This window comes from Eubacterium ramulus (assembly GCF_003122485.1).
In the GTDB taxonomy this organism is placed as follows: Bacteria; Bacillota; Clostridia; order Lachnospirales; family Lachnospiraceae; genus Eubacterium_I; species Eubacterium_I ramulus_A.
The window spans coordinates 1-12,858 of sequence record NZ_JRFU01000006.1; the positions used below are offsets into that span (position 1 = coordinate 1).

10 protein-coding genes are annotated in these 12,858 nt (G+C 43.7%); all 10 read left to right on the forward strand.

All coding sequences use genetic code 11. From position 1 onward, the window contains the following. Positions 1-212: 212 nt before the first annotated feature. The 10 genes from LG34_RS00445 to LG34_RS00490 all read left to right on the forward strand — a co-directional run bounded on the left by LG34_RS00445 (position 213) and on the right by LG34_RS00490 (position 12,684). Positions 213-554 (forward strand): type II toxin-antitoxin system PemK/MazF family toxin, encoded by a 342-nt coding sequence (locus LG34_RS00445; protein WP_109214364.1) that lies wholly within the window; start codon positions 213-215, stop codon positions 552-554. 79 nt (positions 555-633) lie between these two features. After that, entirely contained in the window at positions 634-1,515 is an 882-nt protein-coding gene (locus LG34_RS00450; RefSeq protein ID WP_109214355.1) for a hemolysin family protein, read from the forward strand. A 95-nt stretch (positions 1,516-1,610) separates the two neighbouring features. Then, positions 1,611-2,339 carry a YebC/PmpR family DNA-binding transcriptional regulator gene (locus tag LG34_RS00455; RefSeq protein WP_109214356.1) on the forward strand — a complete coding sequence of 243 codons (729 nt, stop codon included), beginning with the start codon at positions 1,611-1,613 and terminating at the stop codon, positions 2,337-2,339. Positions 2,340-2,605: 266 nt separating this feature from the next. Then, the gene (gene glgA, locus LG34_RS00460) at positions 2,606-4,054 is read left to right on the forward strand and encodes a glycogen synthase GlgA (protein WP_109214357.1); all 1,449 of its coding nucleotides are present in this window, start codon (positions 2,606-2,608) and stop codon (positions 4,052-4,054) included. A 234-nt stretch (positions 4,055-4,288) separates the two neighbouring features. Further along, a complete protein-coding gene (locus tag LG34_RS00465) occupies positions 4,289-4,963 on the forward strand; it encodes a ClpP family protease (protein ID WP_109214358.1) in 675 nt (224 codons plus the stop codon). A gap of 125 nt (positions 4,964-5,088) precedes the next feature. Further along, positions 5,089-5,964 carry an undecaprenyl-diphosphate phosphatase gene (locus LG34_RS00470; protein ID WP_109214359.1) on the forward strand — a complete coding sequence of 292 codons (876 nt, stop codon included), beginning with the start codon at positions 5,089-5,091 and terminating at the stop codon, positions 5,962-5,964. 30 nt (positions 5,965-5,994) lie between these two features. After that, positions 5,995-8,730 carry an FtsK/SpoIIIE family DNA translocase gene (locus tag LG34_RS00475; protein ID WP_109214360.1) on the forward strand — a complete coding sequence of 912 codons (2,736 nt, stop codon included), beginning with the start codon at positions 5,995-5,997 and terminating at the stop codon, positions 8,728-8,730. A gap of 84 nt (positions 8,731-8,814) precedes the next feature. Next, on the forward strand, positions 8,815-10,485 hold the full coding sequence (locus tag LG34_RS00480) for a formate--tetrahydrofolate ligase (RefSeq protein WP_109214361.1): 1,671 nt from the start codon (positions 8,815-8,817) through the stop codon (positions 10,483-10,485). A gap of 106 nt (positions 10,486-10,591) precedes the next feature. Then, positions 10,592-11,428, forward strand: coding sequence for a bifunctional methylenetetrahydrofolate dehydrogenase/methenyltetrahydrofolate cyclohydrolase FolD (folD, locus tag LG34_RS00485; protein ID WP_109214362.1), 837 nt, complete (start codon positions 10,592-10,594; stop codon positions 11,426-11,428). 11 nt (positions 11,429-11,439) lie between these two features. Further along, positions 11,440-12,684 (forward strand): chitobiase/beta-hexosaminidase C-terminal domain-containing protein, encoded by a 1,245-nt coding sequence (locus LG34_RS00490; protein ID WP_109214363.1) that lies wholly within the window; start codon positions 11,440-11,442, stop codon positions 12,682-12,684. Positions 12,685-12,858 lie beyond the last annotated feature (174 nt).

Here is a 12,858-nt window from a genome sequence, read left to right on the forward strand (position 1 = left end):
CGCTGACCAGAATCACGCACCAAGTCTCACGTGCGTTCGACTTGAATCTGGAACGGTGATTGATCTGCAAAATATTTTTCAGAATTACAGTATGTTTATTGTAAGCACTTGTAAAAGTGGAAGCTGCTTCTTGGTTTGATATAAAAATAACAGGAATACACACGCTGAAAATGGGAAGAATGTCAGTAACCTTAAAAAATGGAGTGTATGAAATGTTAATTCGACGAGGAGATATTTATTATGCAGATTTACGACCGGTGGTCGGTTCGGAACAGGGCGGGGTACGACCGGTTCTGATCATCCAGAATGATGTCGGGAACCGCCACAGTCCAACGGTGATCTGTGCGGCGATCACATCACGGATGAATAAGGCAAAATTGCCGACACACATTGAACTAAATGCTGCCAGATATCATATGGTGAAGGATTCCGTAATTTTACTGGAACAATTACGAACCATTGATAAAACGCGGTTGAAAGACCGTATCTGTCATCTGGACAGTGACATTATGAAGAAAGTCGGAAGAGCATTACAGATCAGTCTGGATCTTTAGGTTACATAATCTTGACGGATCATAAGACAGATGCTATTCTGAAAAAAGTACACAACGATTTTGGAAGGAGTATGAGTTGATGGAGGATGATGGCAGTCCGTTAAATAATTTTGGCAAAGGACTGAAAAAACTGTTTGGAAAAAGCCGCAGAGGAAGCGGAGAGGATCTGACAGAACAGGAAATCATGTCTATGGTAAATGAGGGGCATGAGCATGGTGTGCTTCAGGAGAGCGAAGCGGAAATGATCAACAACATTTTTACGCTGGATCAGAAAGAAGCAAAAGATATTATGATTCACCGGAAACAGATCATGGCACTGGATGGACAGGAGACGCTGCAGGAGGCGCTGGTGCAGATCCGTGACATGGCGTATTCACGTTATCCGGTTTATCTGGATGATATTGACAACATTGTCGGTATCATACATATCAAAGACATTTTAAATCAGATGCAGGAACCGTCAGTGCTGGAAAAACAGCTTACCACCATTGATAACCTCATCCGTCCGGCTCCGTTTATCCCGGAAACACGGAATATTGATGTGCTGTTCAAAAATATGCAGTCCCAGAAGATCCATATGGTGATCGTGGTAGACGAGTATGGTCAGACGGCAGGTCTGGTGACCATGGAAGATATTCTGGAAGAGATCGTCGGCAATATTTTTGATGAGCATGATACCGTGGAAGAGCAGATCGTAGAGGAATCCGATGGAAGTTATCTTGTGGATGGCATGACGGATTTTGATGAGGTCTGTGAACTGTTAGAGATTCCACAGGAAGAAACGGAAGATTTTGATACATTGAGCGGATTCCTGGTTTCAAGGATTAATAAGATCCCGAATGACGGGGAAGTATTCCGGGTGGAAGCCTTTGGATTTGAGTTTGACGTTTTGCTGGTGGAAAATAAAGTCATCCGTACGGTGCGGGTGAAAAAACTGGAGCAGGAAGAAGCAAAAGAGTAACATCAGGCGTAATACCAAAAGAGTACATCTTGTCAAGATAAGTCGATTGTGTTATAATATACGACAGTTTTGAAAAAAGATAGGGAGAGATAGATATGTCAGGACATTCAAAGTTTGCAAATATTAAACATAAAAAAGAGAAAAATGACGCTGCAAAAGGAAAAATCTTTACAATTATCGGACGTGAGATCGCAGTTGCCGTAAAAGAAGGCGGTCCGGATCCGGCAAACAACAGCAGACTTCGTGATGTTATCGCAAAAGCAAAAGCAAATAACATGCCGAACGATACCATTGACCGTGGTATTAAGAAAGCTGCCGGAGATGCAAACTCCGTAAATTACGAGTATGTTTCTTATGAAGGATATGGTCCGAACGGTACAGCGATCATCGTTGACGCGCTGACAGACAACAAGAACCGTACAGCAGCAAACGTAAGAAATGCATTCACAAAAGGAAAAGGAAATGTAGGAACACCGGGTTGTGTATCTTACATGTTTGATAAAAAAGGACAGATCATCATTGACAAAGAGAACTGTGATATGGACGCAGACGATCTGATGATGGCAGCTCTGGACGCAGGAGCAGAGGATTTCAATGAGGAAGAGGACAGCTTTGAGATCATCACAGATCCGGATTCTTTCAGCGAAGTAAGACAGGCTCTCGAAGAAGCTGGTATTGAGATGGCAAGTGCAGAGGTTACTATGATTCCTCAGACTTATGTAGAGCTGACAGATGAGCAGGATCTGTACTGCATCAACAAGATTTTGGATCTGCTGGATGCAGATGATGATGTACAGCAGGTATATCATAACTGGGACGAGTAATCATACAGACGATTGTTCGAACTGAAAATTGTGAAATAATGGAGAGAGATGTCGAAACCGGCGTCTCTTTCTTTTTTGGAATGTTACGATTCACTTATTATGGAGAAGTCAGAAAGAACGTTTTTCGACTGGTGCATATGAATGGTAAATGTGTAACCTTTTTTGCATCTGCCCTTTTACAAGAACGCTTTTGTATGGTATAATGATTTTAATAAATTTGAATGCAGACCGGAAGTCATTCCGGAATGAGAATCAGGGGGTTCAGAATGAAAAAGGTTTTATTTGCAGCTTCAGAGTGTGTACCATTTATTAAAACCGGGGGACTTGCAGATGTATGTGGAGCGCTCCCGAAACAGTTTGATAAAAAGGAATGGGATATTCGTGTAGTCATTCCGAACTATTCCTGTATCCCGGAAAAATACCGGAATAAATTCGAGTATGTAACACATTTTTATATGGGCACAGGTCCTTACATTCCAAGCAAATATGTGGGTGTTTTAAAATACGAGCTGGATGGTATCACATATTATTTCATTGATAATCAGGAATACTTTAACTGCTTCTTGCCATATGGTGATATCCGTTACGACATTGAGAAATTTACATTTTTTGATAAAGCAGTATTATCTATGCTGCCACAGATTGGTTTCCAGCCGGATATTATCCACTGCCATGACTGGCAGGCAGGTCTGATCCCGGTATTTTTGAAAACAGAATTCCAGGGAGATATGTTCTTCTGGGGCATGAAAGCGATTATGACGATTCATAATCTAAAATTCCAGGGCGTATGGGATGTCAAAACGATGATGGGGCTGACCGGATTCCCGAAAGAACTCTTTACACCGGATAAACTGGAGTTCCAGAAAGATGCAAATATGTTAAAAGGTGGTCTGGTATATGCCGATTATATCACCACAGTCAGCGATACTTATGCGCAGGAGATTCAGACACCGTATTATGGAGAAGGACTGGACGGACTGCTCTCCGCACGTCATTTTGATATGCAGGGAATCGTAAACGGTATTGATTACGATATTTACAACCCGGAGACGGATCCAAAGCTGTTTGTAAATTATAACCGTGACAACTTCCGCAAGAAAAAAGTAGAAAATAAAGTGAAATTACAGGAAATGCTTGGTCTGACCGTAGATAAGAAGAAATATATGATCGGACTGATTTCCCGTCTGACAGATCAGAAAGGTCTGGATCTGGTTGACTATGTATTTGAACGGATTCTGGATGACAATACTCAGTTTGTTGTGATCGGAACCGGTGAGGAGCGTTATGAAAATATGTTCCGCCATTTTGCATGGAAATACGGTGACCGCGTTTCAGCAAATATCTGCTATGATTCTGATCTGGCTCAGAAATTGTACGCGTCTGCAGATGCATTCCTGATGCCGTCCAGATTCGAACCATGTGGTCTGACACAGATGATGGCATTCCGTTATGGAACCGTGCCGATCGTACGTGAGACCGGTGGACTGAAAGATACCGTAGAGCCTTATAACGAGTATGAGAATACCGGTACAGGATTCTCCTTCACAAATTATAACGGCGAAGATATGCTCAATGTCATCAATTACTCCAAGACGATCTTCTTTGAACGGAAACGTCAGTGGAATCAGATCGTAGACCGCGGTATGGCAAAAGACTTCTCCTGGAGAGTATCTGCCGGACGTTACGAGGGACTGTACAATTATCTGATCGGATAAGATTTGTTCTGATTCCTATGGTGGAAACGTGATATTTCGGATTTTTACAGAAACATTGTATTTGCCGGAAATATTGCGATTGAAAAATTATGAAAATAACATATGAAAATTCAGATATGCTCATGCAGAACGGCTCTGTGTGAGCATATTTTTTTTGAAATCACACATACTCAAAGAAATAAATTAGATGAGAACTGGATTTTATATCTATATGGAAAATGGAGGAATTGTGTGATGGCAGAGAAAAAAGCCCTGGAAAATGAAGAAATTAAAGAGTATGGACAGATAGAGTTAAACGAAAACCGCCAGCAGCATAACATTCAGCTGCTTTCCATTATCGGAGAAGTGGAAGGACATGAATGTCTGGCGTCAAATACAAAAACAACGAAATATGAGCATGTACTGCCAAAGCTGGCAGAGGCAGAAGATGACCGAACCGTGGATGGTTTGCTGGTGCTTTTGAATACGGTAGGCGGTGATGTTGAGTCAGGACTGGCGATTGCAGAGATGATCGCATCTTTAAGCAAACCGGTGGTTTCGCTGGTGCTTGGCGGCAGTCATTCCATCGGCGTGCCGCTGGCAGTGGCAGCCGATTATTCCTATATTGTGCCAACGGGAACCATGGTGATCCATCCGGTACGGATGAGCGGAACGGTGATCGGTGCACCACAGACGTATGAGTATTTTCAACAGATGCAGGATCGTATTACCGGATTTATCGCGTCTCATTGTATGGTGAAACAGGAGCGGATCGAGGAACTGATGCTGAATACAAGCATGCTGACAAAGGATCTGGGGACGATACTGGTGGGGCATCAGGCAGTAGAAGAAGGCATTATTAACGAAGTGGGCGGAATCAATGATGCTGTGCGCCGCCTGCATTTTATGATCAACGATGAGCGGATATAAGTGTAATAGAATATATGTTCGGAAAAATAAAAAACACAGATGACATCTTTTGGAAAGTATGATATGATATACAGGCGCAGGAAAAAGAACCTGTGATACTGATACGAAAGATGAGGGCGTGTGCAATGTCATTGTTACAATCCATACTGATGGGACTGATCCAGGGACTGACAGAATTTCTGCCGGTCAGCAGCTCTGGTCATCTGGCGCTTTTTAAAATATTATTTGATGTTAATACAGAGACAGGTCTGCTGTTTGATGTTATGCTCCATGTGGGAACCTTGGTGGCAATCTGCATTGTGTATTACAAAGATATCATTCGACTGGTGATCGAGTTTATCGGCATGCTGATTGACGGTGGCTATAATCTGGTGACCTGGATGCAGAAACGGAGAGGAAAAGACGGCGCATACCGCCATGTGATATATAACAGTTACCGCAAAATGGTCATGCTTGTGATCGTCTCTACGATACCGACGGGCATTATCGGCTATGTGGGAGCGGATCTTGTTACGGCGGCTTCCGAGGTGCTGATCGTTCCGGGAATCTGTCTGATCATTACGGCAGCGCTGCTGTTTGTCTGTGACCGGATACCGGAAGGGCACAAGAAACCAAAACAGACCAGTTATGCCAACGCATTTATTATCGGTATCTGTCAGGGCGTTGCAACATTACCGGGACTTTCCCGTTCCGGAACTACGATCACAGCCTGTGTGCTGAACGGTCTGGATCGTAGATTTGCAGTAAAATATTCCTTTATCATGTCAATCCCGGCAATTCTTGGAGCAATGGTATTACAGTTAAAGGATATTGGTAGCGAAGCACTGATGCGTACTGACCTGATCCATTATGCAATTGGTATGGCAGTCGCAGCCGTAGTTGGTTATATTTGTATCAAAACAATGCTTGTCATTGTGAAAAAAAGAAAGTTTAAGTTTTTCTCAATCTACTGTCTGATCGTTGGTATCGTGTCGATCATTGGTTATTTTGTTACCACATAAGGTTGAGGAACAGATAGAGAAAGGTGTTATATGGCAACTCAGAAAAGAACGACATCTACCAGAAAGAAAACATCCGGAAAGAAGACTTCCGGCAGAAAAAGTTCTGCAAACGGAAGAGGAAAAAGCAGTTCTGCACCGACATTTACATGGCGTGCAGAATTGCTGCTTTTTGCATTTCTGGCATTTGCAATTCTCCTTTTTATCGGAAATATTGGAAAAGGCGGAATTGTGGGAAATGCACTGAGTAAATTTTCCTTTGGAATGTTTGGTGTGCTGGCTTATATTTTTCCAATCCCGGTATTTCTGATCCCGGCATTTATGGTATCAAACCAACAGCGGACACGAACTGGATATACATATTCCGGGAGAGCAATCATGAAAGCGACGGCAGGAATCCTGCTGTTTGTTTTTTTGTGCGTTTTTGCACATATTGTCTGCTGGTGGGATCAGGTGCCGGGAAAGGTGACACAATTGTACACAGAGTGTGCTTCCTCAAAGACAGGAGGAGGACTGGTCGGAGGACTGATCGGGATTGGATTTTCAAAATGTTTTGGCATGATGGGGGCGGTACTGCTGGATATCTTGATTATGGTGATCGCAGTAGTGCTTTTGACAGAAAAATCCTTCTTTAAGGGCGTATCAAAAGGCAGTAAGCATGTCTATGAGTCTGCACGTTCGGATGCAGCGCGCAGAAGAGCGGCAGCGCAGGAACGAAACCGTGAGCGTCAGTCTCAGCGCGAGCAGATGACAGGAAATGATAGAAAAAAAGAACGTCGTATGAATCGGAAAGTCAGCGGTGTGGCATTGGACACAAAGATCCGTCCACGAAAAGAAGAAAAAGTGACGGAGAATATGAGTGAATTATCTTTGAATCCGCAGGATCCGATCAGAGAAGATGTGCTTGCCGGAAGTGAGCCGACGGCAGGTGCGGCTAAGAAACGAAAAACAGCTGCAACGGTGCAGATGCCGGTGACGGAGCCGGAGGATATCACACAGGTGCAGTCGGATGACTTTTGGGCGCAGCATCCGCAGCCGGAGATTCATTTATCCGGGGAGCAGAATCCTTATCCGGAGACGAAGAAACCGGTCAGAGAAACGGCGCAGCCGAAGACTCCGATGCAGGATACAGCCGGCTTAGAAGGGGCAGGAATCTCACAGCCGGAACCGGAGTTAAAGAAAAGGTCGCATCACGGTGGTCAGCCGAAACAGTCTGCTGAGCAGGTGGAACAGGAAGTTGCCGATGTGCGTGAGGAGATCGCAGAACATGCGGGGGAGGAACATGCGCGGGCATATGTATTCCCGGATGTTTCCCTTTTACAGAAAGGTGATCCGAATCAGACGGGAGATTCCAGACAGCATTTGCAGGAAATGTCTGCAAAACTTCAGATGACACTGACAAATTTTGGCGTAAACGCGCGTGTGACTAACGTAGTCTGCGGACCAACCGTCACACAGTATGAGATTCAGCCGGAGATGGGGGTAAAGGTAAGTAAGATCCTTGGACTGGCAGATGATATCAAATTGAACCTGGCAGTTCCGGATATTCGTTTTGAAGCACCGATTCCGGGAAAATCAGCCATCGGTATCGAAGTGCCGAACAAAGAAAATGTGACAATCCCGTTCCGTGATCTGGTAGAATCCAGAGAGTTTCAGGATCATGCATCGAAGATTTCATTCTGTACAGGAAAAGATATCGCAGGTCATGTCATTGTGGCAGATATTGCCAAGATGCCGCATTTGCTGATCGCAGGTGCTACCGGTTCCGGTAAGTCTGTATGTATCAATACGATCATTATGAGTATTTTGTACAAAGCAAAACCGGACGAAGTAAAACTGATCATGATCGATCCGAAAGTAGTAGAGCTGAGCGTGTACAATGGAATACCGCATCTGTTGATTCCGGTTGTAACGGATCCGAAGAAAGCAGCCGGTGCACTTCACTGGGCAGTTTCTGAAATGATGGAACGTTATCAGACCTTCCAGAAGTACGGTGTCCGAGATATGAAAGGTTATAATAAGAAGGTAGAGTCCATTCAGGATCTTCCGGGAGAGGACAAACCGAAGAAAATGCCACAGATCGTCATTATCGTAGACGAGCTGGCAGATCTGATGATGGTAGCTTCCAATGATGTTGAGGATGCGATCTGTCGTCTGGCACAGCTTGCCCGTGCAGCGGGCATGCATCTGGTCATTGCTACACAGCGTCCGTCTGTAAACGTTATTACCGGCCTGATCAAGGCAAATATGCCGTCCCGTATTGCATTTGCCGTAACTTCTGGTGTGGATTCCAGAACCATTCTGGATATGAACGGTGCGGAAAAACTGCTTGGAAAAGGTGATATGTTGTTTTATCCGCAGAACTATCAGAAGCCATTGCGTGTACAGGGAGCTTTTGTCACGGACAAAGAAGTGTCGGATGTGGTAGAATATATTATTGAAAAAAATGGTCAAGTAGCTTATAATGCAGAAGTCGAGGAAAAAGTAAATACTTCCGAGAGCAGCATTGGAAATGGCAGTGGATTTACGAATACGGCAGATGACAGGGATGCGTACTTTGCAGATGCCGGAAAGTTTATCATAGAAAAAGAAAAAGGTTCCATTGGTATGCTGCAACGTATGTTCAAGATTGGATTTAACCGTGCAGCGCGTATTATGGATCAGCTGGAAGAAGCTGGTGTCGTCGGACCGGAAGAGGGAACCAAGCCGCGGCGGGTACTGATGAGTCTGGAAGAATTTCAGCAGGTACTCAGTGGAAGTGATGCCTAAAGTGTGTTTGAATCTAGTATATATTTTAGAGTTAAAGTTGTTTGGAACATTTTGTTCAATTATAAATTAGTAGGAGGTATACCAATGAAAACAGATATCGAAATTGCACAGGAAGCAGTGATGGAGCCAATCGGGAAGGTGGCTGAGCAGATCGGAATCGGCGAGGATGATCTGGAACTGTACGGAAAGTACAAAGCAAAATTAAGTGATGATCTCATCAAAAGAGTACAGGATCGTCCGGACGGAAAACTGGTGCTGATGACAGCAATCAATCCGACACCGGCAGGAGAAGGAAAAACAACCACAAGTATTGGTCTGGCACAGGCTTTTTGTAAAATGGGAAAAAAAGCAATCCTTGCATTGCGTGAGCCGTCCCTTGGACCATGTTTTGGTATTAAAGGTGGAGCAGCAGGTGGTGGATATTCACAGGTTGTACCGATGGAAGATCTGAACCTTCATTTTACAGGAGATTTCCATGCTATCACATCTGCAAATAACCTGCTTGCAGCAATGATGGATAATCATATTCAGCAGGGAAATCAGCTTGGTATTGATCCACGTCAGGTGGTATGGAAACGTTGTCTGGATATGAACGACCGTGTACTTCGTAACATCGTTGTCGGACTTGGAAGCAAAATGGACGGAATGGTAAGAGAAGATCATTTTGTTATCACAGTAGCATCTGAGATCATGGCAGTTTTATGTCTGGCAGATGATATGGAAGATTTGAAACGCAGACTTGGCCGTATGATCGTTGCATATTCTTTTGAAGGAAAACCGGTAACAGCAGATGATCTGCATGCAACAGGTGCTATGGCAGCTCTGTTAAAGGATGCCTTGAAACCGAACCTTGTTCAGACTCTGGAGCATACACCGGCCATCGTACACGGTGGACCATTCGCGAATATCGCACATGGATGCAACAGTGTACGTGCTACAAAGACAGCAATGAAACTGGCAGACATTACCATCACAGAAGCAGGTTTCGGTGCAGACCTTGGTGCAGAGAAATTCTTTGATATCAAATGCCGTATGGCAGGACTGAAACCGGATGCAGTTGTTCTGGTTGCAACGGTTCGTGCATTAAAATACAATGGCGGTGTGGCAAAAGCAGATCTGGCACAGGAGAATCTGGAGGCAGTAAAAGCAGGTATTGTAAACCTTGAGAAACACATCGAGAACCTTCAGAAATTCGGAGTTCCGGTTGTTGTAACATTAAATGCATTTGCAACAGATACACAGGCAGAACTTGATTATATCGAGCAGTTCTGCAAAGAGCGTGGTTGTGAGTTCGCACTCTCCGAAGTATGGGAGAAAGGCGGCGAGGGCGGAATCGCTCTGGCAGAGAAAGTACTGGATGCTCTTGAAAACAAAGAGAGCAACTTCAAAGTATTATATGATGATAAATTATCTCTGAAAGAGAAGATTGAAACAATTGCAAAAGAAATTTACGGTGCAGATGGCGTAACTTATTCGAATGCAGCAAATAAAGAATTAAAACGAATCGAAGACCTTGGTATGGGAGATTTCCCGGTATGCATGGCTAAGACACAGTACTCTCTGTCTGATGACCAGCACAAACTTGGTCGCCCGAGCGGATTTACCATTAATGTCCGTGAAGTATACGCAAATGCTGGTGCAGGATTTGTGGTTGTAGTGACAGGTGCGATCATGACAATGCCTGGATTACCAAAAGTACCGGCAGCAAATAATATCAATGTAAACGCAGACGGCGTGATCACCGGTTTATTCTAAATGAATTTGTAACGTTCTCACAGTTTGGATTGGAACGAACGATTCAAACTGTGAGAATCAACGGAAGATAGATGTAATAAAAGTGATTTGGAGGCAACATAGCAGAATGGCAAAATTGGTTGATGGGAAAAGAATTTCTCAGGAGATAAAAGACGAATTAAAAGCAGAAGTGGCAGATCTGGCACAGCAGGGAAAGACAGCTTCCCTGGCAGTTATTCAGGTTGGCGGAGATCCGGCATCCAGCGTATATGTACGCAATAAGAAAAATGCATGTGCATATATCGGAATTGGATCAGAATCTTATGAATTACCGGAGGAGACCACCGAAGAAGAACTGCTTGCTTTGATTCAGGAATTGAATCAGAAGGAAGAAGTACACGGAATTCTGGTACAGCTTCCGCTTCCGGCTCATATTGATGAGGAGAAGGTAATTCTTGCCATCGATCCATCCAAAGATGTAGATGGATTTCATCCGCAGAGCGCAGGAGCACTGATGATCGGAAGTAAAGGATTTTTACCATGTACACCTGCGGGCGTCATTCAGCTGCTGAAACGTTCCGGTGTGGAAATGGAAGGAAAAAACTGTGTGATCGTAGGCAGAAGTAACATCGTTGGTAAACCAATGGCAATGCTGATGCTTCGTGAAAATGCAACAGTTACCGTTGCACATTCCAGAACAAAGAATCTGAAAGAATTGTGTAAACAGGCAGATATCCTGATCGTTGCCATCGGAAAACCGAAATTTATCACAGAAGAATATGTAAAAGAGGGTGCGGTTGTAATTGATGTTGGAATCCACCGTCTGGAAGGTAAGAAATTATGCGGAGACGTGGATTTTGATGTTGTGGAGCCGCTTGCAAGTGCGATTACACCGGTACCAGGTGGTGTTGGACCGATGACGATCGCAATGCTGATGAATAATTGTGTAGAGACGATGCGCTAAGAGGACAGAACATGAAATGTGCGAAGTGTGGTGCAGAAATTCGCCCGGGATGTGTGTATTGTTCCAATTGCGGGCAGGAAGCACAGATTGTAACAGAAATTAATATATTGGAAGATGATCTGCTTCGTTCCATGCTGGAAGAGGAAGAAAAGAGTGGCAGTCAGACAGAAACGCTGGTAAGTATAGAAAAAACGGCAGAAAAGACGGATCAGAAACCGCATGGTACAAAGACCGCATCTGATTCTTCGAAGAAAAAGAAGAAGCGAATGTTGGAAAAGAAACGAAAAAAAGCCAGAAAGACATTGGTAATTCTGGTGGTACTTTTGATTGCGGCGCTGGCAGTTGCCTTTGGTGTGATGCAGTATAATCACAGCAATTCTGTAAGTTACCAGCTGAAAAAGGCAACAGAAGCATTGGATCAGAAAAATTATACCAGTGCGCTTCAGTATGCAGAATATGTACTGCAGCTGGATTCTGAAAATGAAGATGCATTGGTTCTGGAAGGTCAGATCTATGTCCTGATGAAACAGGATGCAAAGGCGGAAACGGTTTTGCTGTGGGTGATCGATCAGAACCCAAGCTGCAAAAAAGCTTATGAACAGTTACTGAGCCTGTATGACAGCAATAATTCTTATGATCAGATTCTGGCATTAAAGAGTAAGGTGACAGACAGCAAGATTCTGTCTCTGTTTGACCAGTATTTACTTGCTGCTCCGGAAATAGATAAAGAGGGCGGCAACTATAATGAATTTCTGGAAGTGACGCTTTCTGTAGATGGCAAAGGAATCGATATCTATTATACGTTGGATGGAAGCGTTCCGACTGATGCGGATAAGAAGTATGAGGATCCGATTCAGATTGAGGAGCAGGGTAAGACAACACTTACTGCAATTGCCATGGACAAAAATGGCAAATACAGTGAACCGGTATCCGCAGAGTATAATATTGAACTGGATGCGCCGGATATGCCATCTGTTTATCCGGACGGAGGAACCTATCATGAACAGAAATCGGTACTTGTGACAGTTCCATCCGGAACAACGGTATATTATACCTGGGATGGCAGCACACCGACCAGTAATTCTTCTGTATATCGTGGTGCACTTGATATTCCGGAAGGAAATAATATACTGTCCCTGGTTGCAATTGATGATAATGGATTGTCAAGTGAAGTACTGAAATGTAATTATATCTATTATCCGACATCTACGACAGATTCAGATACACAAGATGGAGCATCTTCTGATGCTGAATAACAAAAGTGATAGAAATCCTGAGATAATCAGTTAACAAAAAAGCAATTGGTAAGATTGTTAGTATAACAGTCTTTATCAATTGCTTTTTTGCTATTCTACAAACAGGAAGTATTTGTAAAGTGATACATTTTATCTCAGTCGAGAAGACTCCCACTTCTGCAAGTGGTGAGTAAT

What these genes read in the sequence shown, in the direction of transcription:
- glgA (WP_109214357.1), top strand. Translation starts at nt 2,606, where the DNA reads ATGAAAAAGGTTTTATTTGCAGCTTCAGAGTGTGTACCATTTATTAAA.
- folD (WP_109214362.1), top strand. Translation starts at nt 10,592, where the DNA reads ATGGCAAAATTGGTTGATGGGAAAAGAATTTCTCAGGAGATAAAAGAC.
- LG34_RS00465 (WP_109214358.1), top strand. Translation starts at nt 4,289, where the DNA reads ATGGCAGAGAAAAAAGCCCTGGAAAATGAAGAAATTAAAGAGTATGGA.
- LG34_RS00455 (WP_109214356.1), top strand. Translation starts at nt 1,611, where the DNA reads ATGTCAGGACATTCAAAGTTTGCAAATATTAAACATAAAAAAGAGAAA.
- LG34_RS00450 (WP_109214355.1), top strand. Translation starts at nt 634, where the DNA reads ATGGAGGATGATGGCAGTCCGTTAAATAATTTTGGCAAAGGACTGAAA.
- LG34_RS00470 (WP_109214359.1), top strand. Translation starts at nt 5,089, where the DNA reads ATGTCATTGTTACAATCCATACTGATGGGACTGATCCAGGGACTGACA.
- LG34_RS00490 (WP_109214363.1), top strand. Translation starts at nt 11,440, where the DNA reads ATGAAATGTGCGAAGTGTGGTGCAGAAATTCGCCCGGGATGTGTGTAT.
- LG34_RS00480 (WP_109214361.1), top strand. Translation starts at nt 8,815, where the DNA reads ATGAAAACAGATATCGAAATTGCACAGGAAGCAGTGATGGAGCCAATC.
- LG34_RS00445 (WP_109214364.1), top strand. Translation starts at nt 213, where the DNA reads ATGTTAATTCGACGAGGAGATATTTATTATGCAGATTTACGACCGGTG.
- LG34_RS00475 (WP_109214360.1), top strand. Translation starts at nt 5,995, where the DNA reads ATGGCAACTCAGAAAAGAACGACATCTACCAGAAAGAAAACATCCGGA.